Source organism: Sphingomonas sp. AX6 (genome assembly GCF_902506605.1).
In the GTDB taxonomy this organism is placed as follows: domain Bacteria; phylum Pseudomonadota; class Alphaproteobacteria; order Sphingomonadales; family Sphingomonadaceae; genus Sphingomonas.
Map to the genome: position 1 here is coordinate 2,241,363 of NZ_LR733979.1, position 26,503 is coordinate 2,267,865.

The 26,503-nt window shown below is 63.9% G+C and carries 21 protein-coding genes; 17 read left to right on the forward strand and 4 right to left on the reverse strand.

What is annotated here, in order from left to right; all coding sequences use genetic code 11:
- Positions 1 to 226 precede the first annotated feature (226 nt).
- The 7 genes from ENHY17A_RS10870 (at position 227) to alaS (ending at position 11,058) form a co-directional block, all read left to right on the forward strand.
- On the forward strand, positions 227 to 2,626 hold the full coding sequence (locus ENHY17A_RS10870) for a hybrid sensor histidine kinase/response regulator (RefSeq protein ID WP_159712629.1): 2,400 nt from the start codon (positions 227 to 229) through the stop codon (positions 2,624 to 2,626).
- 41 nt (positions 2,627 to 2,667) lie between these two features.
- On the forward strand, positions 2,668 to 3,018 hold the full coding sequence (locus ENHY17A_RS10875; RefSeq protein WP_159712631.1) for a response regulator: 351 nt from the start codon (positions 2,668 to 2,670) through the stop codon (positions 3,016 to 3,018).
- A gap of 231 nt (positions 3,019 to 3,249) precedes the next feature.
- Positions 3,250 to 4,323: a recombinase RecA gene (gene recA, locus ENHY17A_RS10880; RefSeq protein WP_159712633.1), complete on the forward strand. Its 1,074-nt coding sequence runs from the start codon at positions 3,250 to 3,252 to the stop codon at positions 4,321 to 4,323.
- Positions 4,324 to 4,888: 565 nt separating this feature from the next.
- Entirely contained in the window at positions 4,889 to 5,515 is a 627-nt protein-coding gene (locus tag ENHY17A_RS10885) for a glutathione S-transferase family protein (RefSeq protein ID WP_159712635.1), read from the forward strand.
- A 57-nt stretch (positions 5,516 to 5,572) separates the two neighbouring features.
- The gene (locus ENHY17A_RS10890; protein WP_159714507.1) at positions 5,573 to 6,907 is read left to right on the forward strand and encodes a dicarboxylate/amino acid:cation symporter; all 1,335 of its coding nucleotides are present in this window, start codon (positions 5,573 to 5,575) and stop codon (positions 6,905 to 6,907) included.
- Positions 6,904 to 8,139, forward strand: coding sequence for a M24 family metallopeptidase (locus ENHY17A_RS10895; protein WP_159712637.1), 1,236 nt, complete (start codon positions 6,904 to 6,906; stop codon positions 8,137 to 8,139). Before ENHY17A_RS10890 ends, ENHY17A_RS10895 begins: the two co-directional genes overlap by 4 nt.
- Positions 8,140 to 8,400: 261 nt before the next feature.
- Positions 8,401 to 11,058 (forward strand): alanine--tRNA ligase, encoded by a 2,658-nt coding sequence (gene alaS, locus ENHY17A_RS10900; RefSeq protein WP_159712639.1) that lies wholly within the window; start codon positions 8,401 to 8,403, stop codon positions 11,056 to 11,058.
- A 123-nt stretch (positions 11,059 to 11,181) separates the two neighbouring features.
- On the opposite strand, the gene ENHY17A_RS10905 is transcribed toward alaS, so the two are convergent.
- On the reverse strand, positions 11,182 to 12,966 hold the full coding sequence (locus tag ENHY17A_RS10905) for a cation:proton antiporter domain-containing protein (RefSeq protein WP_159714509.1): 1,785 nt from the start codon (positions 12,964 to 12,966) through the stop codon (positions 11,182 to 11,184).
- Positions 12,967 to 13,123: 157 nt separating this feature from the next.
- Here ENHY17A_RS10905 and ENHY17A_RS10910 point away from each other — a divergent pair, with 157 nt between their 5' ends.
- From ENHY17A_RS10910 to ENHY17A_RS10920, 3 genes are all read left to right on the forward strand, one after another.
- Entirely contained in the window at positions 13,124 to 13,426 is a 303-nt protein-coding gene (locus ENHY17A_RS10910; RefSeq protein WP_159712641.1) for a hypothetical protein, read from the forward strand.
- A gap of 124 nt (positions 13,427 to 13,550) precedes the next feature.
- Positions 13,551 to 13,784, forward strand: coding sequence for a hypothetical protein (locus ENHY17A_RS10915; protein ID WP_159712643.1), 234 nt, complete (start codon positions 13,551 to 13,553; stop codon positions 13,782 to 13,784).
- A gap of 146 nt (positions 13,785 to 13,930) precedes the next feature.
- Positions 13,931 to 14,599, forward strand: coding sequence for a hypothetical protein (locus ENHY17A_RS10920; RefSeq protein WP_159712645.1), 669 nt, complete (start codon positions 13,931 to 13,933; stop codon positions 14,597 to 14,599).
- A 4-nt stretch (positions 14,600 to 14,603) separates the two neighbouring features.
- Here ENHY17A_RS10920 and ENHY17A_RS10925 read toward each other — a convergent pair whose 3' ends face one another.
- Positions 14,604 to 15,437 (reverse strand): hypothetical protein, encoded by an 834-nt coding sequence (locus ENHY17A_RS10925; RefSeq protein ID WP_201296385.1) that lies wholly within the window; start codon positions 15,435 to 15,437, stop codon positions 14,604 to 14,606.
- A gap of 1,290 nt (positions 15,438 to 16,727) precedes the next feature.
- Entirely contained in the window at positions 16,728 to 19,004 is a 2,277-nt protein-coding gene (locus tag ENHY17A_RS10930) for an ATP-dependent helicase (RefSeq protein ID WP_159712647.1), read from the reverse strand.
- 222 nt (positions 19,005 to 19,226) lie between these two features.
- On the opposite strand from ENHY17A_RS10930, the gene ENHY17A_RS10935 reads away from it, so the two are divergent.
- The 3 genes from ENHY17A_RS10935 to ENHY17A_RS10945 all read left to right on the forward strand — a co-directional run bounded on the left by ENHY17A_RS10935 (position 19,227) and on the right by ENHY17A_RS10945 (position 21,267).
- Complete coding sequence (locus ENHY17A_RS10935) at positions 19,227 to 19,619, forward strand: GFA family protein (RefSeq protein ID WP_159712649.1); 393 nt, start codon at positions 19,227 to 19,229, stop codon at positions 19,617 to 19,619.
- 203 nt (positions 19,620 to 19,822) lie between these two features.
- Positions 19,823 to 20,092: a PadR family transcriptional regulator gene (locus tag ENHY17A_RS10940; protein WP_159714512.1), complete on the forward strand. Its 270-nt coding sequence runs from the start codon at positions 19,823 to 19,825 to the stop codon at positions 20,090 to 20,092.
- Positions 20,089 to 21,267, forward strand: a complete 1,179-nt coding sequence (locus ENHY17A_RS10945) for a hypothetical protein (protein WP_159712651.1) — start codon at positions 20,089 to 20,091, stop codon at positions 21,265 to 21,267. Before ENHY17A_RS10940 ends, ENHY17A_RS10945 begins: the two co-directional genes overlap by 4 nt.
- Positions 21,268 to 21,295: 28 nt before the next feature.
- On the opposite strand, the gene ENHY17A_RS10950 is transcribed toward ENHY17A_RS10945, so the two are convergent.
- On the reverse strand, positions 21,296 to 21,832 hold the full coding sequence (locus tag ENHY17A_RS10950) for a hypothetical protein (protein WP_201296386.1): 537 nt from the start codon (positions 21,830 to 21,832) through the stop codon (positions 21,296 to 21,298).
- Positions 21,833 to 21,952: 120 nt separating this feature from the next.
- Here ENHY17A_RS10950 and ENHY17A_RS10955 point away from each other — a divergent pair, with 120 nt between their 5' ends.
- The 4 genes from ENHY17A_RS10955 to ENHY17A_RS10970 all read left to right on the forward strand — a co-directional run bounded on the left by ENHY17A_RS10955 (position 21,953) and on the right by ENHY17A_RS10970 (position 26,445).
- The gene (locus tag ENHY17A_RS10955) at positions 21,953 to 23,032 is read left to right on the forward strand and encodes a winged helix-turn-helix domain-containing protein (RefSeq protein ID WP_159712653.1); all 1,080 of its coding nucleotides are present in this window, start codon (positions 21,953 to 21,955) and stop codon (positions 23,030 to 23,032) included.
- A gap of 92 nt (positions 23,033 to 23,124) precedes the next feature.
- The gene (locus tag ENHY17A_RS10960; protein WP_159712655.1) at positions 23,125 to 25,122 is read left to right on the forward strand and encodes a putative bifunctional diguanylate cyclase/phosphodiesterase; all 1,998 of its coding nucleotides are present in this window, start codon (positions 23,125 to 23,127) and stop codon (positions 25,120 to 25,122) included.
- A complete protein-coding gene (locus ENHY17A_RS10965; RefSeq protein WP_159712657.1) occupies positions 25,119 to 25,526 on the forward strand; it encodes a hypothetical protein in 408 nt (135 codons plus the stop codon). Before ENHY17A_RS10960 ends, ENHY17A_RS10965 begins: the two co-directional genes overlap by 4 nt.
- 28 nt (positions 25,527 to 25,554) lie before the next feature.
- A complete protein-coding gene (locus ENHY17A_RS10970) occupies positions 25,555 to 26,445 on the forward strand; it encodes an alpha/beta fold hydrolase (RefSeq protein ID WP_159712659.1) in 891 nt (296 codons plus the stop codon).
- The last annotated feature ends 58 nt before the right edge of the window (positions 26,446 to 26,503 follow it).

Sequence of the window (26,503 nt, forward strand, 5' to 3'; positions counted from 1 at the left end):
ACACGGCAAGCCGAACAGACGCCAACAGGGCTGGAGCGAACGGTCGGACGACCCTTCGAGTCGCGCGTTCCACCGGGGCGTAGTTTAGCCGCCTTTTTTCGCGGTTCGTCAATGTCATGACCCGATCGGGCGTCAGGCCCGCCGGTTCGGGCAAGCGGAGCGATCCGTGCGCCGGAGCGTCGCGGCCGTCTTGACGAGACCTGCGCCCGGTCCCACCACCGCGGCCATGGCCACCTCCCCCGACAGCGCGCTCACGCGCCTAACCCAGACCAGCCGCCATGCGCCGATGATGATCGCGGGCAGCGCGGGACTGGCGGTGGCGCTGGCGGTGCTGCTGCTGGTCGGCGACCGTGCGGTGGCGATCGGGTTCGTCGGGGCCGGACTGCTGATCGGGGTGGGCTTTTTCCTCTATGCCCGGATCGTCGCAACCGGCCGTGACGAGCCTGCGGAGATTGACTGGTCGGTTGCCCGCGCGCTGGCGCAGGCCAGTCCCCATGCGCTGGCGGTCACCGACCGGGCCGGGCGCTTCGTGTGCGCCAACGATGCCTATGCGCGGCTGTTTCCGGGCTATCCAGCGCCGACCGGCCTGCCCGTGGGCGATACCGTCGCGACCGCGCTGGCCAGCGCAGGACGATCGGCATGGCGCGACGGCGAAGGCGAGGGGGGCAGCTTTCCGTATCAGGGTCGCACGTTGATGGCATCGGTCGCGCGAGCGGGCGACGAGATGTTGGTATGGCGGTTCGAAACCCGCGAAACCGTGGACGTCGCGGCCGAAGTCGAGCGGCTGATCCGGACCGAGACGGGCGAGCGGCTGGGCGGGGCCGGGGTGATGGCGGTGACGCTGACCCCCGATGGCCGCATCCGTGCCGCCAACCGCGTGTTCCGCCTGCGCGCCATGGGCCACGGCGAGGCCGCGATCGAGGGGCGCGAGTTCGGCCAGTTCCTGCGCACCGATATGCGCGGCATGGTACGCTTCGACCGCGAAGGCGAAACCGGCAATCCGCTGCGACTGCTGCAATTGCCCTTTGTCGAAGGCGATACCGCACCGATGCTAGTCGCGCTGATCGACGATGAGGAGCCCGTCGCGGTCGCGCCCGCGCTGGGTGACAGCGCAGCGGCGCATGTTCGCGGGCTGATCTCGCTGCTTCCCGCGCCGCTCGCACTGGTCGATCGCGAGGGGCGCTTCCTGCACATGAACGAAGCGTTCTTTACCGCCGCGACGATCGATCCGCGTCGCCCGCCGCTCTATCCCGGCGACCTGGTGGTGCGCGAGGACAAGACGGCGCTCAGCGATGCGATCCGCCGCTTCGCCAATGGTGCCGCGCATACCGCCGACATGGCGATACGGCTGAAACATCATCCCGACGACACCGTCAACGTGACCATCGCGGGCGCACGCGGGCTGGGCGAGGCGGCGGTGCTGCTGTCGATCCATGACAAGGGCGAGGAAACCCGCCTGAAACGCCAGGTCGCACAGGCCACCAAGATGCAGGCGGTCGGCCAGCTCGCAGGCGGGGTCGCACATGACTTCAACAACATCCTGACCGCGATCATCGGGCATTGCGACCTGATGCTGATGCGTCATTCGCCCGGCGACAGCGATTATGACGACATCCAGCAAATCCGCGCCAATTCGAACCGCGCGGCCAGCCTGACTCGGCAATTGCTCGCCTTTTCGCGGCAGCAAACGCTGCGCCCGCAAGTGCTGCAATTGCCCGACGTGATTTCCGAGGTGTCGAACCTGCTCAAACGGCTGCTTGGCGAAACCGTGAAGCTGGAGGTGACGCACGGACGCGGGCTGGGCGCGGTGCGTGCCGATCCGGGGCAATTGGAGCAAGTTGTCGTCAACCTGGCGGTCAACGCGCGTGATGCGATGCTGGCGGCACACCCCAGCGGCGGCGGCACGCTGACCATCGAGACCTGTTCGCTGTCGGCGACCAGCGTCCGCGACATGGCCGACGATGTGCTGCCGGTGGGCGATTACACGACCCTGGTCGTGACCGACACCGGTACGGGGATCGCACCCGACGCGCTGCCCAAGATTTTCGAACCCTTCTACACCACCAAGGAAGTGGGCAAGGGCACCGGGCTGGGCCTGTCCACGGTTTACGGCATCGTCAAACAGTCGGGCGGGTACATCTTCGCCGAGAATATCGATGGCGGCGGGGCGCGTTTTACCATCTATTTCCCCGTTCACAGCGCGGTCGACACTCCGGTCAAGCCTGCCCTGATCGCGCGCGCGCCCAGCGGTGCTGTGTGGGGGACCGGCACGATCCTCCTTGTCGAGGACGAGGATATGGTCCGCGCGGTGGCCGAACGCGCGCTGGCGCGACAGGGTTATAGCGTCGTCACCGCCGAACATGGCGAAGCCGCGCTGGAATGGCTGGATAAAGGCACGCGCCCCGATCTGCTCGTCTCGGACGTGGTCATGCCGGTGATGGATGGCCCGACCATGGTGGCGGAGGTCCGCAAGCGCTATCCCGACCTGCCCGTGCTGTTCATGTCGGGCTATGCCGAGGAGCAATTGCGGCGCTCGATCGATCTCGACAATGTCGCGTTCCTGCCAAAACCCTTTTCGGTCCAGCAGCTTGCCGAGGCGGCACGAGATATTCTGGAAGCGAAATGAGGCTTGGCTAACCCGCTTTTGCGTGGCAGACAGCCGCTCGCATGAGTACGCAACAAAATATCCTCATCGTTGAGGACGAACCCCTGATCGCCATGATGCTTGAGGATTTCATCGATATCCTTGGCCATAAGGTCGCCGGCTCGGCCGACAGCGTCGACAGCGCGCTTGCCGTGATCGAAGCGGGCGACGTCGATGCCGCGATCCTCGACGTCAATCTGCGCGGCGGCGAGCAAAGCTGGCCGATCGCCGCGAAGCTTTCAGAGGCGGGCGTGCCGTTCGTATTCGCGACCGGCGGATCGGGCGATGCGATCAACGCCGATTACCGCGATCGCCCGACGCTCGCCAAGCCGTTCACGATGGACGCGGTCGAAAAGGCGCTGGCCGCGCTTTAGGACCGACGCGCGCAAAAAACCCGTTTGTTTGAGCGAAGTCTGAGAAACGCCCGAGCGCCCCAGTCCATGCTTTGCGATTATATCTGAACCGAGCAAGCGTGGGGGTAAGCCCACGTTTTGACCGGCGTACAGGCCGTAAGTTCCCCTCTTGTTCCGTAAGAACAAATCATATACACCGCCAATCACGTTGAACGCGTGATCGTCTTCCTCTACGCATCCGGAGACATAAAAATGGCGGCTTCTCTCAAGGTAATCGACGGACAAATGGCAGCGACCACCGACAGGCAAAAGGCGCTCGACGCCGCGCTCGCACAGATCGACCGCGCGTTCGGCAAGGGTTCGGCGATGAAGCTGGGTTCGAAGGAAACGATGCAGGTCGAGACGATCTCCACCGGTTCGCTCGGGCTCGACATCGCGCTTGGCGTCGGCGGATTGCCGCGCGGACGCGTCATCGAAATCTACGGCCCCGAATCCTCGGGCAAGACGACGCTCGCACTGCATGTCATCGCCGAGGCGCAAAAGACCGGCGGCACTGCGGCGTTCGTCGATGCCGAACATGCACTCGACCCGGTCTATGCCAAGAAGCTTGGCGTCAATATCGACGAACTGATCGTGTCGCAGCCCGATACCGGCGAACAGGCGCTGGAGATTGTCGATACGCTGGTGCGTTCCAATGCGATCGACGTGCTGGTGATCGATTCGGTCGCGGCTTTGGTGCCGCGTGCGGAAATTGAGGGCGAGATGGGCGACAGCCATGTCGGGCTTCAGGCTCGGTTGATGTCGCAAAGCCTGCGCAAGCTGACCGGGTCGATCAGCCGCTCGCGCTGCATGGTGATCTTCATCAACCAGCTTCGCATGAAGATCGGCGTGATGTACGGCAATCCGGAGACCACGACCGGCGGCAATGCGCTGAAATTCTACGCCAGTGTTCGCCTCGACATCCGCCGCACCGGTGCGATCAAGGATCGCGACGAAGTGGTCGGCAATTCGACGCGCGTGAAGGTGGTGAAGAACAAGGTCGCGCCGCCGTTCAAACAGGTCGAATTCGACATCATGTACGGCGAAGGCGTGTCGAAGATTGGCGAAATCCTCGATCTGGGCGTGAAGGCCGGGATCGTCGAGAAATCCGGTGCGTGGTTCAGTTACGACAGCATCCGCATTGGTCAAGGTCGCGAGAATTCGAAAACTTTCCTCAAGGAAAATACCGAACTGTGCGACAAGCTCGAAAAGGCCATCCGCGCCCGCACCGACAAGGTCGCCGAAGAAATGATGGCTGGTCCCGATAGCGAGGACGACGACGCGTAAGCGATAGGCCGGGCCAGGCGGTTCGATCGCAAGAGGGGCGGGGAGTGCATTGGCGCTCCCCGTCTTTTTTTGTGCTCATGGCCGCAGATGGGCGGAAAGAACGGGTTCACGCAAAGGCGCAAAGGCGCGAAGACAAGGTTAGAAGAATCGCGTTGTGCAGAGGTGCAGAGAGGCAGGGCGTGTGGCCGCAAAGCGACTTTTGGACCGTTCATCCGCCGAGGTGGGCTTTGAGAAGGTGCTTATCCTCTTGAGGTGCGGCGTGTAGGCTTGGAACCGTGCTCCTGCGGAAGCTGGAGCGCTGGGAAGTGTCGGAGCTTGTGGCCACGACTCCTGCTTTCGCAGGAGTACGGTTACGTGTTGCAAGGGGATAGCCACCTTTGAGAAGGCCGCTTCGCAGTAGGAATTCTTTCCTTCCTGCGCCTCTGCGCGAAATTCTCTCTTTCTCTTCGCGCGTTCGCCCCTTTGCGTGCACGCATTCTTCAAAACCCCGCCCATCTCCACTCGCCCGCGCTGCACGAATATGCCATCCCGGCACGCAGCAACCGACGTTCTTGGGGAGCATCATATGACGATCACCGTCCACCATCTCGAAAATTCGCGGTCGCAGCGGGTGCTGTGGATGCTGGAGGAATTGGGGCTGCCCTATTCAGTCAAGCGGTACGAGCGGAACAAGGCGACGATGCTCGCGCCGCGCGAGTTGCGGGCCGTTCATCCGCTCGGCAAGTCGCCGGTGATCGAGGATGACGGCGCAGTCATCGCCGAAACCGGTGCGATCGTCGAATATCTGGTCGAGCGCGGCAACGGCAAGCTTGGTCCGCCCGCGCACCGCGACGATGCCCGGCGCTGGCGCTTCTGGCTGCATTATGCCGAAGGGTCGCTGATGCCGCCGCTGCTCGTCAAACTGGTGCTCGCGCGCATTCCCATCCTGGGCAAGGCGGCGCAGAAAAAGCTTCAGCCGATGATCGACCTCCATCTCGACTACATCGAATCCGAATTGGCCCAGCGCCCCTGGTTCGCGGGCGAAGAGATGACTGCGGCCGATATCATGATGAGTTTCCCGCTGGAGGCCGCGCGCAGCCGCGCCGGGCTCGACGAGAGCCGTCCGGCGACGATGGCCTGGCTGGAAAAGGTCCATGCTCGCCCCGCCTATCAGGCGGCACTCGCCAAGGGCGGTCCCTATGCCTATGCATAACCGCTGAAAACGCCGGGCGATGATCCGGGAATGAGCAAGCGTATCAAAGGGGTGATGATGGACGGGACGGAAAAGGCGACGGAAAAGCGCGGTCTGTCGTTGCAGATGCAGATGCTCATCGGCTTTGCATTGGGGCTGATCGCGGGGCTGATCGTTCACGCCAGCGTCACGGACGCACCCTGGGTCGAATGGGTGACGACCAATGTTACCGGGCCAATCGGTCAATTGTTCCTGCGCCTGCTGTTCATGCTGGTGATCCCGCTGCTGTTCTCCGCGCTGGTCGTCGGCATTGCCGAAATGGGCGAAATTCGGTCACTGAAGCGGGTCGGTTTGCGCACGCTAGGCCTGACCATCTTTGCCTCGTCGATCGCGGTCGCGATCTCATTGCTCTTGGTCAATCTGCTGCGCCCTGGCGACGGCGTCGATCCGGCCATGGCGCAGGCGATGCTGAGCGATGCCCGCGAAGGGGCAAGCGCCATCTTGGCCCGCAGCGGTGAGACGCCGAGCGGCATGGACGCGGTCCTTGCCATCGTCCCGAACAATGTGATCGCGGCAATGTCGAACAACGACATCCTCGCCGTCATGTTCTTCGCGCTGTTCTTCGGGATCGGCATCGTCCTGACGGACCGTCCCGAGGTCGACCTGCTGAAGCGCGGCATCGAGGGCGTGTTCGAAGTGTCGATGAAACTGATCGGCATTGTCATCAAAATGGCGCCGATCGCGGTCTTCTGTTTCATGTTTAACCTGTCGGCGTTGTTCGGCTGGGATCTGCTGATCCGGTTGTCGGCATTCGTCGGCGTGGTGCTCGCGGCGCTCGGTGCGCAGATGTTCATCATCTTCCCGCTGATGCTGATTTTCCTGGCGAAGAAATCGCCGATCGCGTTTTTCCGCCAGACGCAGGAAGCGACCGTCATGGCGTTCTCCACCGCATCGTCCAATGCGACGCTGCCGACCGCGTTGCGCGTCGCAGACCGCGAGTTGCATCTGCCGCCAAAGGTCGCGCGCTTCGTGCTGACGATCGGCGCGACCGCGAACCAGAACGGCACCGCGATGTTCGAAGGTGTTACGGTGCTGTTCCTCGCACAATTCTTCGGCGTCGAGCTTAGCCTGTGGCAGCAGTTCACGGTGATGCTGGTCTGCATCCTGGGCGGCATCGGCACGGCAGGGGTTCCTGCTGGATCGCTGCCCGTCGTTGCGCTGATCCTGGGCATGGTCGGCGTGCCGCCAGAGGCGATCGGCCTGGTGCTGGGCGTCGACCGGTTCCTCGACATGTGCCGTACCACGCTGAACGTCAGTGGCGATCTGGTGCTGGCGACGGTTGTATCGGCGGGCGAGCCCGAATATCGGACGGCAGAGGCCGTTGCGGTTGAAGGGCCGATGCCGCGGGCATGATCGCACGGCGGACCGTATTGGGCGCGAGTGTGGCCGCGCCCATGCTGATGACGGCAGCGTCGGCGTTCGCGCAGGGCACGCCGCTTGCCGACATCACCGGCGACGCGGTGCCGATCACCCGCGCGGAACGTCTCGCGCGCATCGCCCGTGCACAGGCACCGATGCGCGCGAACGGCATTGCTGCCGTGCTGATCGAAGCGGGGACGAGCCTGATCTATTACGCCGGGATGCGTTGGGGGCGCAGCGAGCGGCTGACCGGTCTGGTCATCCCCGCGACCGGCGCGCCTGCGGTGATTACGCCATTCTTCGAGAAGCCCACCGCGCTCGAACGCCTGGGGATCGAGGCGGATGTGCGCGTCTGGCAGGAGCATGAAAATCCGTTCGCCGTCGTCGCCGCCTTTCTGAAGGAACGTGGCGTCACCGGCGGGCGCATCGGCATCGAGGAAACGGTCCGTTTCTTCGTAAGCGACGGATTGCGTCAAGCGATGCCAGGCGCACAGATCGTCTCCGCCGACCCCGTCGTTCGCGTACAACGCATGATCAAATCGGCGAGCGAGATCGCGCTGATGCAGAAGGCGACCGACGTCACCATCGCCGCGTATCGCCACACATTGTTGCGTATTCGCGTCGGCATGGGCGCGGACGAAATCGCGGGCATCATGAACGATGCCACGCGGACACTGGGCGGCGTCCCGCAATTCGCGCTGGTGCTCCTGAACGAAGCCGCTGCCTATCCGCACGGCAGCGACCAGCCGCAAAAGGTGATCGAGGGCGGCGTGGTGCTGATGGACTGCGGCTGCACGGTCGAGGGGTATCAGGCCGACGTCTCACGGACGTTCGTGCTCGGTCGTCCGAAGCCGGAGCTTGCGCGGGTCTGGCAACAGATGAAACAGGGGCAGACGGTTGCTTTCGCCGCAGCCAAGGTCGGCGCGCCCGCAGGCGCTGTCGACGATGCCGTGCGCCGTTATTACGAATCGATTGGCTACGGTCCCGACTACGACCTGCCCGGCCTGTCGCACCGTACCGGCCACGGGATCGGCCTCGACGGCCACGAACCGACCAATCTGGTGCGCGGGGAGACGACGGCGCTTGCCCCCGGCATGTGCTTTTCGAACGAGCCGGGGCTGTATTTGCCGGGCAAGTTCGGGGTGCGGATCGAGGATTGTTTCTACATGACGCAGGCGGGGCCGCGCTATTTCTCGCAGCCCCAGCCTGCGATGGATGCGGTATGAAGGAAAGAATGGTTCACGCAAAGACGCGAAGGCGCGAAGGAGTTTCGCTTGTTACCGCGTAGCGGCTCAAACAGTCAGAGTATTTTTATTGCGCTAGATGTGAAGGCCGCTGTCGCGGCGCGCTGAACTCCTCTTCCCTCCCTGCGTCCCTGCGCGAACAATCTTCTTTGCGTCTTCGTGCCTTTGCGTGAACCATTTCTTCTTCGCATGGCGAGCCCCATTCCGCTTGAGCCAACGCGCCTGCCGCACTAGATCGCTGGCATGACATCGACCAACGACATCCGCCGCAGCTTCCTCGATTATTTCGAAGGCCAGGGCCATGCGCGCGTGCCCTCCGCGCCGCTGGTGCCGCACAATGATCCGACGCTGATGTTCGTCAATGCGGGCATGGTGCCGTTCAAGAATGTCTTCACCGGGCTGGAGAACCGCCCGTACGTCACGGCGACCTCGAGCCAGAAGTGCGTGCGCGCGGGCGGCAAGCACAATGATCTCGACAATGTCGGCTATACAGCGCGGCATCATACCTTCTTCGAAATGCTCGGCAATTTCTCGTTCGGCGATTATTTCAAGGAACAGGCAATTACGCATGCCTGGACGTTGCTGACCAAGGAGTGGGGGCTCGATCCTAACAAGCTGACTGCCACCGTCTATCATACCGACGATCAGGCGTTCGATTTGTGGAAGAAGATCGCCGGGTTGCCCGAAGAACGCATCATCCGCATCGCGACCAAGGATAATTTCTGGGCGATGGGATCGGACGGGCCGTGCGGGCCGTGTTCGGAGATTTTCTACGATCATGGCGACCATATCTTCGGGGGCCCTCCGGGTTCGCCGGATGAGGATGGCGACCGGTTCGTCGAGATCTGGAACCTCGTCTTCATGCAGTTTGTGCAGGAATCCGACGAGATCGTCGGCGACCTTCCGCGGCCCAGCATCGACACCGGCATGGGGCTGGAACGCGTCGCGGCGGTGCTGCAGGGCGTTCACGACAATTACGACACCGACATCTTCAAGGCGCTGATCGCGGAGAGCGGCGCGCTGACGGGCTCTGCCACGACCGGCGACAACCAGGCGAGCCACCGGGTGATCGCCGACCATCTGCGTTCGGCCGGGTTCCTGATTGCCGATGGCGTTCTTCCTGCCGCCGAAGGACGGGGTTATGTGCTGCGCCGGATCATGCGGCGCGCGATGCGGCACGCGCATCTGCTTGGCGCGAAGAACCCGCTGATGCACCGTATGGTGCCGAGCCTTGTCGCGGAGATGGGCGGTGCCTATCCCGACCTCGTCCGCGCGCAGCCGCTGATCGAGGCGACGTTGCTGCAAGAGGAAACGCGGTTCCGCCAGACGCTGTCGAACGGCCTGCGGTTGCTCGACGAGGCGACAGCGGGGATGGGCGAGGGTGCGACCCTGCCCGGTGCGACCGCGTTCAAACTCTATGACACGTTCGGCTTCCCTTATGATCTGACCGAGGATGCGTTGCGGACACAGGGTCTGTCGGTCGATCGCGCGGGGTTCGACGCGGCGATGGCCGAGCAGAAGGCGGCGGCGCGCGCGGCATGGAAGGGGTCGGGGGCGAAGGCGTCCGACGATGTCTGGTTCGACATTGCCGATGCGGTCGGCGGCACCGAATTCACCGGATACACGGCTAGTGTTGGTGAGGGCCAGGTCGTGGCGCTGGTGAAGGACGGTGTTCGCGTCGATCGGGCCGAGGGCGGCGAAGTGATCGTGCTGACCAACCAGACGCCATTCTATGGTGAAAGCGGCGGCCAGATGGGCGACGCGGGCGTGATCAGCACAGACAAGGGGCTTAGCGCGATCGTCGAGGATACGTCGAAGCCGCTGGGGCGCCTGCACGCGCATCACGCACGGATCGAGAATGGTGCGATCGTAGTCGGCGACACCGTGCATCTGGCGATAGACGTCGAACGCCGCGATGCCGTGCGTGCCAACCATTCCGCCACGCATCTGCTACACGCAGCACTGCGCGAGCGGCTTGGCGCGCATGTCAGCCAAAAGGGCAGCCTGGTCGCGCCCGACCGGCTGCGATTCGATTTCTCGCACCCGTCGGCGCTGAGCGCGGACGACATTTCGGCGATCGAGGCCGATGTGAACCGCGAAATCCGCGGCAACGAAGATGTCACGACGCGGCTGATGACCCCCGACGATGCGGTCGCGGCAGGCGCGCTGGCATTGTTCGGCGAGAAATATGGCGACGAGGTCCGCGTGCTGTCGATGGGCGCGCTGACCGACAAGCATTATTCGGTCGAACTGTGCGGCGGCACGCACGTCAATGCGCTGGGCGACATTGCGCTGTTCAAGATCGTGTCGGAAAGCGCGGTCTCATCGGGCGTGCGCCGGATCGAGGCGCTGACCGGAGAGGCGGCGCGGCAATGGCTTAACCAGCGCGACGAGCGGTTGCGCGAGGCGGCCGCGGCGTTGAAGTCGTCGCCTGACGAAGTGCCCGCTCGGGTTGTTCAGCTTGTCGAGGAGCGGCGTCGGCTGGAACGCGAATTGGCCGAGGCGAAGAAGGCGCTCGCCATGGGCGGCGGCGGTTCCGCGCCTGCGGCCGGGCCGGAGGATGTCGGCGGGGTCGCGTTTCTGGGCCAAGTGGTTGAGGGGCTTGATCCCAAGGGTCTGCGCGGCGCGGTGGACGAGATGAAGCAGCGGGTCGGATCTGGCGTCGCGGCGCTGGTTGCGGTCAATGACGGCCGCGCTTCGGTGGCGGTCGGGGTGACCGACGATCTGGTCGGGCGGGTGAGTGCGGTCGATCTGGTGAAGGGTGCGGTAGCGGCGCTGGGTGGGCAGGGCGGCGGAGGTCGGCCCGACATGGCGCAGGGCGGCGGGCCGGATGGTGCGCAGGGTGCCGCGGCGATTGAGGCGGTGCGTGTCGTGCTGGCGGGGGTGACGGCTGAGGCCTGAGCCCTCCCAAAGTTCCGTCATCCCAGCGAAAGCTGGGATATCAGGCGATGGAATGATCCGGCCTGATATCCCAGCTTTCGCTGGGATGACGATTGGGGCCGGGGTGGGTAGAGTCCGAGCGCCTTAGCCCTCCACTTCCGCCTTCCTCAGCCGCCGCAACCTCGGCTCGCGTTCCATCTGCGCGTCGGCTTTGATCTGCTGACGCATTTCGTCGCGCTTTTCGTGGATCGAGGCGATGACTGGTCCCATGGCGACGCCCAGATCGACCAGCACGGCTTCCGACAATTGCAGCGAGCTTTCGAGTGTCTCCGGCACCGCATCGGTCGCGCCCGCGCGGTAGAGGTCGGCGGCGTGGCGGCTGTCGCGGGCGCGGGCGACGATGGGAAGGGCGGGCACCCAGTTGCGGACGCGGCGGGTGACGCGGATGCTAAGCACCGGATCGTCCATCGTCAGGATGAGGGCATCGGCATGGCCGAGGCGAAGATGGTCGATCACGTCGGGCCGCGCCACATCGCCGAAGCGGATCGGATAGCCCTGCGCGCGCGCCGCGGCGACCGTGTCGGGATCGGCATCGACCGCGACGAAGCGCTTGTCATGCGCGCGCAGCATGTCGGCGACCAGCCTTCCGACCCGACCGAACCCGATGATGACCGTACCCGGCCCGTCACCGTCGGGGGTGGTGTCGCTGGCCATGTCGTCGTCCATCGCCTTGCCCTCGATCTTGCGCGCGATGATCCGGCCCGCCTTGGCCAGCAGCGGGGTGATCGTCAGGCCGATCGCGGTGACCGTGGTCCAGAAGGCGGCAGTCGGCGGCAGGATGAGCTGCGCCGCCGCCGCCGTGCCGAGCACGACGATGGTCAGTTCCGATGGGCTGGACATCAGCACGCCGATTTCGGCCGCCATGCCGCGCCGGACACCCGTGGCGCGCAGCAGGAGAAACACCACCAGCGTCTTGACCGCGATCACGCCGACCACCGCGGCCAGCAGCGACGGCCAATACTCGACGATCATCCGGAGATCGAGCATCATCCCGACCGACAGCAGGAAGATGCCGAGTGCCAATCCCTTGAATGGCTCGATCGTCGCTTCGACTTCGCCGCCATATTCGGTCTCTGCAATGACGATCCCGGCGATCAGTGCGCCGACGATTGGCGACAGGCCCGCCGCGGCCGTCGCGAGGCTGGCGACGATCACCACCAGCAAGCTGGCGGCGAGGAACAGTTCGGGGCTTTTGGTGCGGGCGGCCTGCGCGAACAGGCGGGGCAGGACGAAACGCCCGGCGACCAGCAGGACTGCGATGACGATGCCGCCCCGGAGCAGGATTTCTCCGAGCCCCTCCCACCCTTCGTCGCTGGCCGACGGAGCGAGCGCGGCAAGCAGGATGATGATCGGCACCAGCGCCAGATCCTCTGCCAGCAGCATCGCAAAGGTCGGGCGCCCGATCGCACTGGTCGTGCCGGTCATCGGCAACACCAGCCCGGTGGAGGACAAGGTGAGCGCAAGGCCCAGCCCGATCGCCCCCGCCACCGGCTGGCCGATCGCCCATAGCCCCAGACCGAGCAGTACGGCACCGCTGACCAACTGCACCGCACCGACCCCGAACACCAGGTTCCGCATCGACCATAATCTTTTGAAAGACAGTTCCAGACCGACCGTGAACAGCAGCAGCACGATCCCGAATTCGGCGAAGGGCGCGATCGATTCGGGTTGGGTGATCGTGACGTAGTAAAGCCAGGGAAACTGGTCGATCATCGCGCCCAGTCCCGCCGGGCCGACCAGCGCGCCGACCAGGATGAAGCCGATCACCGGCGAAATCTTGAACCGGGCAAAGGCGGGGATGACGAGCCCCGCCGCGCCGAGGATAACCAGAGTGTCGCTTAAAGCCGTGTTGGTGATGTCGAGCGCCATAACGGCGAGCATAGCCGCACCGGCGCGCGATTGTCATGCGCTGCGGCAAGGAAAATGCCCGAAACGACCGATCGAGCGACCCGCCCGCTTGTTGCGATGCAGCATAACCGCTATATCGCCAGCACATCCGATCCACCGAAAGAGCAATGACCGACCGATGAGCGCAGCCCCAATTGTCCTTGAAGCGATTGTTCGCAAACGCTGTGTCAGCGCTACGTACAATGGCGGGACGGTGGTGCTGGCCCCGCATGCGCTGTTCCAGCGGCACGAATCCTATTATGTCGCGGCATCGACGATCACCCGCGACGGGGTGAAGCCGCGCGAGGAAAAGATCGGGGCGTTCAAGCTCGACGGGCTGGTCGACCTGTCGGCGACCGAGCAGGATTTCTTTACCAGCAGCGTGTGGAACCCCGGCGACGAACGCTTTGCGGGCCAGGTTTTGATGGCCGTCGAGGACTGATTTTCGGCACGCAGCGCTCTCAATTGGGCGGTCGCGCTTCCTGAACAAGTTGACAAAGTTGACACGAAACACGGTTTCCCGTCGTGGCGTGCGCAAGAATGGCGGAAATCCGTTGGATTGCGCCGTGAAGCGTCGCGCAGGTGGCGCGTCGCTGGTGCGCGGCGGACGCATGATCGTCGCGCGGATGGCGCGGATGGCGCGGATGGCGCGGATGACGCGGAAATGGCGCCTGGGAGTCGTGTTATTGGCGCGTCCCGCGTTGCGCGGGTGCCGAGTTGGCGATCAGGGAACGGGCCGTATCGTGAAAGAGTGGAGGCAACGCGCATCGACCAGCCTATGCGCCCCGCGCCGCAAGTAGGAAAATGGAATTTCCGCCGCGAACGCGTTGCCGAGCGGAGGTTGCGGCGAGTGGGCATTCGATAGGGCTGACAACGTCGTAACGCCGTTCGGACTCGACTTGGCCCCGCCGTGCGCTAGGCTCGTACCTTCCCAGCGGGGGGCGGCATGATATTTCTGCAATTCTTCCGGCAGTTGGACGACCTGCTCTACGAAGTGATGAGCTGGGGCGTGTTTTATCCGGTCACGCTGGGGCGGGTGGTTCGGCATCCTGTGCGGATGATGGATTATGCCGACAGCGAATTGTCGGATGCGCCCGAGCGGCAATATCCCGATGTGCTGAGCCCGCCATTATTCCTGTTGCTGTCGGTTCTGCTGGCGCACGCGATCGAGCTGGCGGTGTTCGGCAGCGCGCCACCGATCCCGGCGGATAACGGCCTGTCGCGGCTGTTGCAGACCGATACCAATCTGGTGCTGTTCCGGCTGGTGTGCTTCGCGGCGTTTCCGCTGGTGACGGCGACTGCGCTGCTGGTCGCGAAAGGAACCAAGATCAACCGCAGTTCGCTGAAGATGCCGTTCTACGCGCAATGCTATGCGGCGGCGGCGTTCGCGCTGTTGTTCAGCTTTTCGGGCACGCTGATCCGGCTGCATTGGACCGCGGCGACGGTGGCGGGAGTCGTGATCGTGCTGATCGCGATCCCCGCCTATCTGGTCGTGCAGACATTATGGTTCCGGCGTCACCTGGAATCGGGCCTGGGCAAGGCGTTCTCGGTGGCGCTGGTCGCCTATATCCTATCGCTGGGCGTGTTGGGACTGGTGACGCCGCTGGTCGCCTGAACCCTCAGAAGCGCCGCCCGCCGCCCCAATTGCCGCTGTCACAGGTGCCGCGGAAATCCTCTATCCCGTCAAGGAAGATGCGGCCCGAGCGGCGATCGATGTCGATCGTCGGCTTGTTCATGCCGTTGAGGCGATAGCGCCCGGTAATGCGGTCGCGGGTAACGCGCAGGTCGGTAATGTCCCACCATCCGTTGCTGCCGCCCGAATTAATCGGCGGGATCAATTGGCGGGCCAGGTGGATGCGCCCGTGATCGCCGTATAGTTCGACCTGAACATCGGCGTTGAACCGCTGATTGCCGGACACCAGCCCCGGTGCCCATTCGTACCGGTCGCGGTCGCGATTCCATTCGTAGCGTGGCTCGTTGCGCAGCGTCGGCTTATTGCCTTCTCCATAACAGACCAGCACCATCGTGTCGGACGGCGCATTGCCGGGGAGGGTCGAGGGTCGTTCGTCATAGCCGGGGCGCGGCGGCGGCGGGCGACCAAAGGCGGGGTCGCGGTCATAGCGGTCGTCGCGGATCGCCGGGCGGTTGTCGGCGGTGGCCGCGGGGCCGCAATTGCCGGGGGGCACGATGTTCAGCGTGGCATAGCGCCCCTCATTCGTCGCGACCGACAGGCATTGGCGGCGTTCGGGATGCCACCAGAAGGTAAAGCGCGAGTCGCGGACGGTGGAGGTGGACGCGGGCACGTTGCGATAGCCGCGCGCCTCCAACTGGGTCTCCCCACCCGCCGCGCGCGCACCGACCAGGTCGGCGACATCGGGGGCGGATTGGGCAAAGGCGGGAGTTGTAAATGCGAGGCTCGACGCGGCGAGCAGGACAGGCAGGCGGACGTTCATGATACACCCTCCATCGGCGCTGGATGCGCCTTTGGCGGAACGCGGGGAGGGGCGGAAGGTTGCGTTTGGATAATGTTATCGGGGCCAGCTAATCAATTTTCTTACTGTCGAATATAGGAGCTAAAAAGTTCACTCCTTCTGATACGTCAGCACCTGTATCGCTGGCTTTGATGTATCCAGCCAAAAACGGCCCATCTTTTTTCATGTAGTAGAACGTCCAAAACCACTCGTCTGAGTCGAGGGCTTGGCTCGCAGTTCCAATATTAACCCGCTCAACATCTTCTGGTAGATTTCCAGCAGGTGTTTCAAAAGTTGAAGCACTCTCGAAGTATGGACAACCGCGCGATACCGAGATGGACCTAAAAACGGTATTTCTGAACTTTTGGGTTTTGTTTTTTTACTCTTTCTGAAGAATTAAGGAAGTTATACTGTCCAAGCAATATTCAGCATCAAGCCTGATTTCCGGGTTATCCGAAATCTCAAGATCGTAATCGTGAAACCAAACTCCATCCCCGCGCAACCATACGGCAGGAGTGAGGCGTCTTACATTCCAGTATAAATGGACATCTATGCCATCTTTCATTAAGTCCGACTCAAGTCTAGAATGGTCTATAACCAAATAGTCTGTGGGCTTTATGACATTCTCTCGAATTTACTTGCTAGACCTGGAAAAATAGGGAGACTTATTCAAGGACTTTGGGTCTAAAATACCATAACCTTTTGCGTCTATGTGGTCTTTAAATGGATATACATCGTAATATCTTTCAAAAATAACATATAAAGCTTTTCGGGCGGAGAGTAAGCATTCGAAATATTATCCATGAGAAAAATACTCATGCGACTCTATCAAATATTTCTTAGATTCGTCATCACTGACGTTATTAAAAAGATATACAGAGCTTAGCTCGATCCCAAATACTAGAAGTATAACTGATCTAATAAACTCTGGTACATTTAAAGCAAATGATTCAAAATCACCACTACTGGGAAGTGTAAGGGCATGTTTAGCCGATACTCTTGCTCGATTAAATTGTAATATTCTAGTTCTGTATGGAGTGTTTACGCCATCTAGGGATTGGTCTATCTTATTCAGATAGTTCTCAATAGTACTCTTTTCCGAAACATCTAGATTTAGATGGTCCGAGCACGCAATTAATGTCGCCTCTAGCGCTTCATGTAGCAAGTTTATTGCTGTGAAATGGGCTGGGTCACTACCCACCCGTTGCTGAGCATCAGCGAGTGTTAGGTAGTACCTAACCAACATAAGTTGCCGCGTCGCTTTTTGGTCAATCATGCAATGCTCACAAAGCTATCCATCACTCGCTTGCGCCCGGCCTGTTCGAATTCGATCTCCAGCTTGTTGCCTTCGATTTCCTCGATGCGGCCATAGCCGAACTTCTGGTGGAAGACGCGTAGGCCTACGCTCAGATCGTCGCGGCCCTTGTTGCCCAGGCTGATGGCGCTGGTGCGCGCCTCCACTACGCGGGCGGGTTCGCGGGTGAAGCTGCCGCTGCCGGCGGCGCGTTGCCAGCCGGGGCCTCTGCCGGTGCCGCGGCTCACATCGGCGAAGGGATCGGCGCGGTCGGTCCAGTTGGCGCGCCACAGGCTTTCGCCGCCCGACATGGTGGTTTCCGCCTCGACATGGTCGTCCGGCAATTCGGCGACGAAGCGGCTGGGCAGGCTGCTGGTCCATTGGCCGTAGATGCGGCGATTGGCGGCGTGGAGGATGGTCGCGAGCCGCCGCGCGCGGGTGATCGCGACATAGGCGAGGCGGCGTTCCTCCTCGAGTGACGCCAAGCCACCTTCGTCGAGCGCGCGTTGCGAAGGGAATAGCCCTTCTTCCCAGCCGACCAGGAACACGGTGTCGTATTCCAGGCCTTTCGCCGCGTGGATGGTCATGATGGTGACCTTCGCATCGTCGGCGTTGGCGTCATTGTCCATCACCAGGCTGACATGTTCGAGGAACGCGCCGAGCGTTTCATACTCTTCCATCGCGCGGACGAGTTCGGACAGGTTTTCGAGGCGTCCGGCGGCCTCCGCCGACTTCTCGTTCTGCCACATCGCGGTGTAGCCGCTTTCGTCCAGCAATTGCCGGGCGAGTTCGGGATGGGGAAGCTGGCTGGCCATATCGCGCCAGCGGGCGAGGTCGCCGACGAAATTGCCGAGGGCGCGGCGGGCCTGCGGGGTCAGTTCGTCGGTGTCGAGGATGCGGGCGGCGGCGATCGACAGGGGGGTGCCGCTCGCGCGGGCGAGCATGTGGAGCTTTGCGACCGCCTTGTCCCCCAGGCCGCGTTTTGGGGTGTTGACGATGCGTTCGAACGCCAGGTCGTCGGCGGGCTGGTGGACGATGCGTAAGTAAGCGAGCGCGTCGCGGATTTCGGCGCGTTCGTAGAAGCGGAAACCGCCGACGATGCGGTAGGGGAGGCCGATCGAGATGAAGCGATCCTCGAACTCGCGGGTCTGGTGCTGGGCGCGGACGAGGATGGCGATTTCGTCATAGGATTTGCCGCGGGCGCGTGCGGTTTCGATCTCGTCGCTGACGCGGCGGGCTTCTTCCGGGCCGTCCCACACGCCGATGACGCGGACCTTTTCGCCGGCGTCGAGTTCGGTCCACAGCGTCTTGCCCAGGCGGCCGCCATTGTTGGCGATGACGCCGGATGCTGCGCCCAGGATGTGGGGGGTAGAGCGGTAATTCTGTTCGAGGCGGATGACCTTTGCGCCGGGGAAGTCGCGTTCGAATTTCAAGATGTTTTCGACCTGCGCGCCCCGCCACGAATAGATCGACTGATCGTCGTCGCCTACGCAGGCGATGTTTTTACGCTCCTGCGCCAGCAGGCGGAGCCAGAGATATTGGACGCTGTTGGTGTCCTGATACTCGTCGACCATGATGTATTTGAAGCGCTGTTGATAGTGTTCCAGCACGTCGCGGCGGGTCTTCAGAATGACCAGCATGTGGAGCAGCAGGTCGCCGAAATCGCAGGCGTTGAGCGCTTTGAGGCGCGTCTGATACGCGGCGTAGAGTTCCTGGCCGCGGCCATTGGCGTAGAGTTCGGACTCTCCCGCATCGAGGTCGGATGGGGTCAGCCCCTTGTTTTTCCAGCCGTCGATCAGCCCGGCGAGCGAACGGGCCGGCCAGCGCTTCTCGTCGAGATCGGCGGCAGAGATGAGCTGTTTCAGCAGGCGGAGCTGGTCGTCGGTGTCGAGGATGGTGAAGTTGGATTGCAGGCCGACGAGTTCGGCGTGGCGACGCAGCATCTTTGCGCCGATCGCGTGGAAGGTGCCGAGCCAGGGCATCCCCTCCACTATGTCGCCGACCAGTCGCCCGACGCGCTCGCGCATTTCGCGTGCGGCCTTGTTGGTGAAGGTGACGCTGAGGATTTCGCTGGGCCAGGCTTTCCGAGTGAACAGCAGGTGGGCGAGGCGCGCGGTGAGCGCGGCGGTCTTGCCGGTCCCCGCACCTGCCAGCACCAACACGGGGCCGTCGGTGGTGAGCACGGCTTCGCGCTGGGGCGTGTTCAGGCCGCGCAGATAGGGCGGATCGTCGGACGAGGGGGCGGGAAGAGTCACGCGTGAACAGTTAGGGAACGTGGGCGCGCGGGGCAAGCGAGTTGGCGCGCGGGCTGCGGTTTCGTTTCCCTGTTCCGGTCGGTTGGAGCGTAGTCGAGAAACGTGAACCTTACGCGCGGGACGCGTTTCTCGACTTCGCTCGAAACGAACGGCGAGGGGGGTGCTTGCATAGAGATGTTGTTCATGAGAACGTAAAATGAACATTCGAGTCGGGAGGATGCGATGGTTGCCGGTCGATGCCACTGCGGGGCGATTTCCTATGAGCTGGAATTGCCGGTGCTGCACCATGCGCTGTGCCATTGCAGCGATTGCAGGCGGCATTCGGGTGCGCCAATGGTCGGATGGGCGATGGTCCCCGCAGGGCAGTTGACGGTGTTGGGCGAGCCGAAAATCTATGGGTCGTCGGAGCATGGGCGGCGGCATTTCTGCGGCGAGTGCGGGACGGGCCTGTTCTATGTGAACGAGGACATGCTGCCGGGGATGATCGATGTGCAGACGGGGACGCTGGACGATCCCGATGCGGTGCCGCCAGGCGCGAACATTCAGGTGGCGGACCGGGTGCGCTGGATGGAGACCGCGCATGAGCTGCCGGCGTTCGAGCGGTATCCGGGGTAAGGGGCGACTGACGAACGCTTTGCACCCATCACTACCCGTTGGAGGCGAACGGGAAGCACAGCGCCGAACCAATCGGTTGAAGAATATAGGGCATCGGTAGGCGCGACAAAACCAGGCTTGACGAGTTATCTATATAGGTAGAGTTAAGAGGCGTGACACGAAAACGCGCCCTCTCCAGACATGCCCGCGCTCTGCTGAAGCTGATGCTGGACGCCCGGGGTGAATGGCGGCATGGTTACGATCTGGCGGCACTGACGGGCCTGAAGTCAGGCACGCTATATCCGCTGCTGATCCGCCTGGAGGCGCAAGGCTATCTGGAAGCGGAATGGCAGCCGCCAGCGGTGCGTGGTCGCCCGCCTCGCCACGCCTATCGATTGACCGCTGCGGGCTTGAGGCTGGCGCGCATGGAAGCCGGCTCGCCCGAAGCTTTGGCATCGACCAAAACATGGCGCAATGGCGAGGCGATGTCGTGAGCGGAATGATGCGCCTTGCCGCGCAATGGCTCATGCGGGCGGCAGAAAGCCTGATGCCTCGTCATCTTTCCACTTGGTCACGCGCCATGGCGTGCGAGCTTGCGGAAATACCGCGTGACCGCACCGCGCTGGCCTTTGCCGTCGGATGCCTTTGGGTCGCGATCACGCTGGCGCTCGGCACATGGCTCGCGACGCAACAGCGCCGCTTTACGACGACCGTCACCGCTTCAGCCAGGAGTGCCCAGATGATGAACCGCCTGATCGACCGCCCGAGAAATCTTGGCGTGATATGTGCGACCGTGGCTGTCGGCTTGGGGCTGGCATATATGGGCGCAGGAGGGGCACCGGCCAGCTATCTGTTGGTCAACGTAGCGGCGCTCGTTCTGGGCGCAACGGCGTGGCTGGCGCTTGGGCGGACCGCAAGCGTACGTCTTGCCGAGAGCGGAAGCGCGGTGCTCGCTTTGGCATTGTTGCTGCTCGCGACCGCTCTTTTCGGCGCTGCGGCCGACGGGGTATCGCGCTGGGTAATTGTCGGACCGCTGAGCATCCAGGTCAGCCTGATCGTCCTTCCGGCGATGATCGTGCTGTATGCCAGGCGTGCGGACACGATCGGAACCATCGGCATGTCAATCGCCGCGCTTGCACTGGCTGCGCAACCGGACCGCGCGATGGCCGGCGTGCTGGCGGCAGGACTCGCAGCGATCGTGGTGGCGAAACGCGATCGGCTTACCGCGCTGGCGCTCGCAGTCGTAACCGTTGCTTTTGTCGTGACGTTGATCCGTCCGGATACGTCGCCGGCGGTGCCCTTCGTCGACCGCATCCTCTACACAGCATTTAGCGTCCACGCGCTTGCGGGCATGGCCGTCGTGACGGGGTGTAGCGTCCTCATTCTGCCCGCGCTGGCCGGAGCGATGCGGAGTGCTAACCAGCGGTCGGTGATGATGGCGTTCGGCGCTACTTGGTCGGGCGTGGTGGCTGCCGCCGCCCTTGGCAATTATCCAACGCCGCTGGTCGGCTATAGCGGAAGTGCGGTACTTGGTTATCTGCTCAGCGTTGCGTTGTTGCCGCGCGTCGATCGACTGACTGCTGGCTTGAATGTGGACGGAACGGCACGTGCGATCGATTCGAGCGCCGAGGATGGCATCATCGCGTCGCATATTCCGAAGCTGGCTTGAATTGACGGCGGTTCTGTTGGCAGTCGGCTCACCCCGCCGCCTTCCGAAACAACGCCCCGCTCGCCCCCCACAGCGCAGCGAAGAATAGCGTCACGAAAGGGATGAGGATGCCCATGGCCAGCGCGATCAGGCCGACGGCGATCTGGGCGATGGCGGCGGCGGTCATGGTGCGGGCCATGCCGCGGGGGCGGAAGCGGCTTAGGAGGGCGCCCAGGAATGCGATGGTGAGCGGGCCGCCGAACATCAGGTTGGCGGGGTTGTCTTCGTTGCCGATGATGCCAACCGCGCCGTTGATCCATACCAGCAGGAAGGACGCTGCGAGCGCGAGGGCAATGCCGCCGCGATAGGCGTGGCTGGCGGTGGTCAGCACCGCGATGTCATAGACGAGCGCGCTGCCGCCGATCAGGATCGCGGCGAAGACGAAATCGCCCGGCGTCCAGTTGACCTCATTGGTGAACTGCATCGCGATCAGCGGGAGCAGCAGCAACCCGGCGACGATCGTCCAGCGCGCGATGCGCCAGGGGCTCCAGAATCTGGGAGAGACGGGTGCGGGTTGGGTTGCCATTGCCTTGCTTCCTTCGATGCGGGAGACAGGTTTGTCGCGCACGAGGGGCGTGAGCGGCATGAGCGGGACATGAGGGTTCGCTGAAAAATGGATGAGGGGCGGTATCGGTTCGGGGACTTCATGCTCGACGCGGGCGACCGGCGGCTGATGCGCGGGGACGAGGGCGTCGCGGTCAATGCCCGTTATCTGGATGCACTGGTGCTGCTGGTGAGCGGACAGGGCGCGCTGGTATCCAAGGATGCGTTCATGGATCAGGTGTGGCGCGGCGTGCCCGTCACCGACGAGGCGCTGACCCAGTGCATCCGCACGCTGCGCCGGTTGCTGGGCGACGATGCGACGCGGCCCCGGTTTATCGAGACGGTGCCCAAACATGGCTATCGCTTTATCGCGGCGGTGGAGGCGGCTGAGGTTTCTGCGCCCGTGCCCGATCGGCCGGGGGTGGCGGTTGCCGAACCGGTCGCTGCGCCAGTTGCCGTCAATCCGCGCGACGAAGTGTGGCGGCTGGCGATTGCGGGCACGCTGGGGGCTGGGGTCGCGGGAGCGGTGGGCGGCGTCGCTTATGGCTTTGTCGCGGCGGCCGATGCGGGCGCGGGCGTGTTGTCGATCCTGCTGGTAATGATCGTGGTGACCACCTTGGTCGCGGTGCTGGGCGGTGCGGGCGTGGCGACGGGGATCGCGAGTGTGAGCGCGGTGACGGGGCGCGGATCGGCGTGGACGATCGCGGCGGGTGCCGCAGGCGGGATGCTGGTCGGCGCGATCGTCAAGCTGTTCGGAATGGATGCGTTCGCGCTGCTGCTGGGCCAGTCGCCGGGGGACATCACCGGGGCCGCAGAGGGCATCGCGCTGGGCGCGGCGGTCGGGCTGGGGAGCTGGCTTGGCGCGCGATCGGCGTCGTTGCGGCGCGCGGTCGGGATCGCGGGGGTGTGCGGCGCGGTGGCGGGCGTCGCGATTTCGTTGCTTGGCGGGCGGTTGATGGGCGGGAGCCTGGACCTGCTCGCCCGTTCGATGCCGGGATCGCGGTTGCGGCTGGATGCGATCGGCGGGTTGTTCGGCGAAGCGGCGTTCGGCGCGATCAGCCGGATGGCGACCGGCGGCATCGAGGGCGGGTTGTTCGCGGCGTGCATCGTCGGCGCGATGCTGCTCGCACGACGGCGCACGGCCGCACCGTTAGGGTCGCACCGTCCGGTGGGGTCGTCGTGAGTCGTTTTGGCACAGATGCAGGGAGTTGGCGGGAGCATTTCGCCCGGCTATCGTGACGGTTAATGTGAGCGGGGAGGGTTCGCTTCAAGGTGATGACGGCACAGGCAGCGACACCGGGCGATCCCATGTTGTTCATTCTGTCGTTCCGGCAGCGGGACGAACTGGCGAGCGCGGCCACGGCCGCCGGGTGGCGGGTCGTCGCGGCGCGTCGGGCCGAGGGTGCCGAACGGCGAATGCTGGCAAGCGGCGCGGCGGTGGGCATTGTCGATGCGCGCGGCGCGATCGAGGAAGGCCTCTCGGCGGCCGCATCGCTGGGCGGTGCGGCGGCATCGAACGGCATGGCGCTGATGGTGCTGGTGTCGCGCGGCGACGTTTCGCGGCTGGGCGCGTTGCTCGACGCGGGCGCGACGCACTTCATGGTCAGCCCGGTGAGTGAAGCCGAATTGGCGATGGGGCTGCGCTATGCACAACGCCAGGCCGATCGGCACGAGAATCGCGCACCCGCGCGGCGTGAGGCGATCGAGCCATTGGGATGGCGATACGACCACCGTACGCGTTCGCTGCAATTGACGCCGGGCCTGGCCGATGCGCTGGGGCTGGACGAGGCGCCGCATCCGGTGCGCGCCCTGCGCGCGTTGGGTCGTGCGGACCGGGCACAGGCGCGCGGGGCGCTGGCCAGGCTTAGCGACGGCGCGCCATCGACTGCCTTTGCGCATGATGTTCCGGGGCTGGGGAGGATCGTCCAGCATATCCAGCGCGACGCGCACACCGGGCGGCTTCACGCGCTGATCGAGCCATTGGGCGATGTGCCCGATGCGGGGGTTGCGGTGCGCGACGCGCTGACCGGTGCGCGCGATGCGGCGTCGGTGCGCCGCTGGATCGAAGACCGGATCGTCCGTGAAGACGCGGCGGTGGGCGTAATCCTGATCGGGGTGCGCCGGTTCGAGATGATCAACACCGCTTATGGTCGCAGCGCGGGCGATGCGTTGCTGCGCGCGGTGAGCCGCCGGATCGAGGAAGTCGCACGTGGCGCATTCGGGCGCGGCGCGGTGATCGCGCGACTGGGCGGCGCGGAGTTCCTGGTCAGTGGCGATGGCGATGCGGCGCGGATCGAACTTGCGGCTGCGGCGCTGCGCGAGGCGATGGCGCGGCCCTTTGCGATCGAGGGGCGGATCGTGCCGGTCGGCGCGCCGCTTGCCATCGCGTGGAGCCGTGCGGGGGAGGATGCCGCCGCACTGATGCGGCGCGGCACTGCGGCGCTGGCCGATGCGGCGGCGGGTGGGGCACCAGGGGGGACAGCGCACGCCGCCGATGTCGCCGACCAGTCGCTCGACCAGCTTGCGGTCGATCTGCGCGCGGCGATGGATGCCGGTGAAGTTGCGATCCGTTTCCAGCCACAGGTCGAGATTGCGAGCGGACGCATCGTCGGCGTCGAGGCACTGGCGCGCTGGCGGCATCCGGCGCTGGGCGAACTGGGCGCGCAGACCTTGCTGGCGGCGGCTGAACGCGCCGAATTGTCGATCGCGCTGTCGGATCATATCCAGCGGATCGCGCTGGCGGAGGCGGCGCGCTGGCCGTCGTCGTGCGCGCATTTGCGGCTGTCGGTGAACATTACCGCCGAAGACATTGCGCGGCCTTCCTTTGCCGATTTGTTGCTCGATATGGTCGATGCCAGTGGGTTCCCACGGTCGCGGTTGACGTTCGAGGTGACCGAAAGCGGACTGATGGAGGAACTGGGCGTAGCCGCGCGGTTGCTGTCCGAACTGCGCCAGGCGGGATGTAGGGTGGCGATCGACGATTTCGGGACGGGCTATTCCAGCCTGGCCTATCTCAAGGCGCTCCCCCTCGACTATCTCAAGATCGACCGGCAATTGTCGCAGGATATCGCGGGTAGCCCACGCGACCGGGTCGTGGTGCGCGGCGTCATCGAAATGGCCCGTTCGCTGGGCCTTGCGGTGATCGCCGAGGGGGTTGAGAGCGAGCAGCAGCTCGATTTGCTGGCAGCGGAAGGGTGCCAGTATTTCCAGGGCTATCTGTGCGCCGAGCCGATGGACAGTGCCGGGCTGATCGCGTTCGTCGAGGGGGCATGACCGACAAGCGCGATGTCAGCGGGGTGTGGTACGGGCGCTTTGCCGGAACCTTCGGGGTCTATCCCAATCGCTTCATCGCCCATCTGGAAGAGGTTGGTGGCAGCATTTCGGGCACCACCAGCGAGCCCGACGATTTCGGCGATGCCGGGGTGCTGAACGCTTATGTCAGCGGCGCGCGCGACGGCGATGCGGTTCGGTTCGTGAAGCAGTATGACGGGGCGGCGCATTGTGCGCACTCGGTGGACTACAGCGGAACGATTGCCGATGACGGGACCGAAATTACGGGCGAATGGCGCTTTGGCAGATTTTCGGGGCAATTCGTCATGGCGCGCGAAAATTTCGAACAGGAATTGCTTGCCGAGGAACGGGGCGTTGCGCTGGATGCGGATGTGGAGGCGCGATAGCGTCGGCGCGGAGCAAGGGGAGGGACGAATGATTCGACGCAACATGCTGGCAGTGATGGCGGCGGTTTCGGTGGCGGCGCTGATGCCCGGCGTGGCGAGCGCGCAGGCGTTTAAGTCGGACCGCATCAGCGTGACGACCACGGGGCAAGGCAAGGACGTGATCCTGATCCCCGGCCTGTCGTCGAGCCCGCGCGTCTGGAAGGAGATTATCTCCGCCGTTCCCGGCTACCGTTATCACCTGGTGCAGGTCGCCGGCTTTGCGGGTGCGCCTGCGGGCGGCAATGCCACGGGCGATACCGTCGCTGCACCGGTGGCCGAGGAACTGGCGCGCTATATCGCGGTCAACAAGCTGGCGGCGCCCGCGGTCATCGGCCATTCGATGGGCGGGACGATGGGCATGATGCTGGCCGCGCGGCATCCGGCGTCGGTGTCGAAGCTGATGGTGGTGGACATGTTTCCCTTCATCGGCGCGATGTTCGGCGGGCCGAACGCGACGGCGGAAAGCGTGAAGCCGATCGCCGATGGGATTTTCGCCCAGATGACCAAGTCGGACGAGGTCACTCGCAAAACCCAGCGCGATGCGGTCATTGCGGGGATGATCAATACCGAATCGATGCGCGCAGGCGCGCTGGAGGATTCGGCTAAGTCGGATACCGATGTGTCGGCGCGGGCATATCGCGAGCTGGTGGTGACCGACCTTCGCCCCGAGCTTCCGCGGATCACCGCGCCGACGACGGTGCTCTATGTGACTCCGAAGGGCGTGCCGCTGTCCGACGCGCAGATGGATGGCTATTATCAGGCATCCTATGCGACGCTCAAAGGTGCGACGTTGAAGCGGATACCCGATGCCGCGCACTTCATCATGTGGGACCAGCCGGTGCGCTTCCAGCAAGAGGTGAAGGCGTTTTTGGCGAAATAACAAGGTGCGTCATCCCAGCGAAAGCTGGGATATCAGGCGAGGGATCGCTCGGATTCGG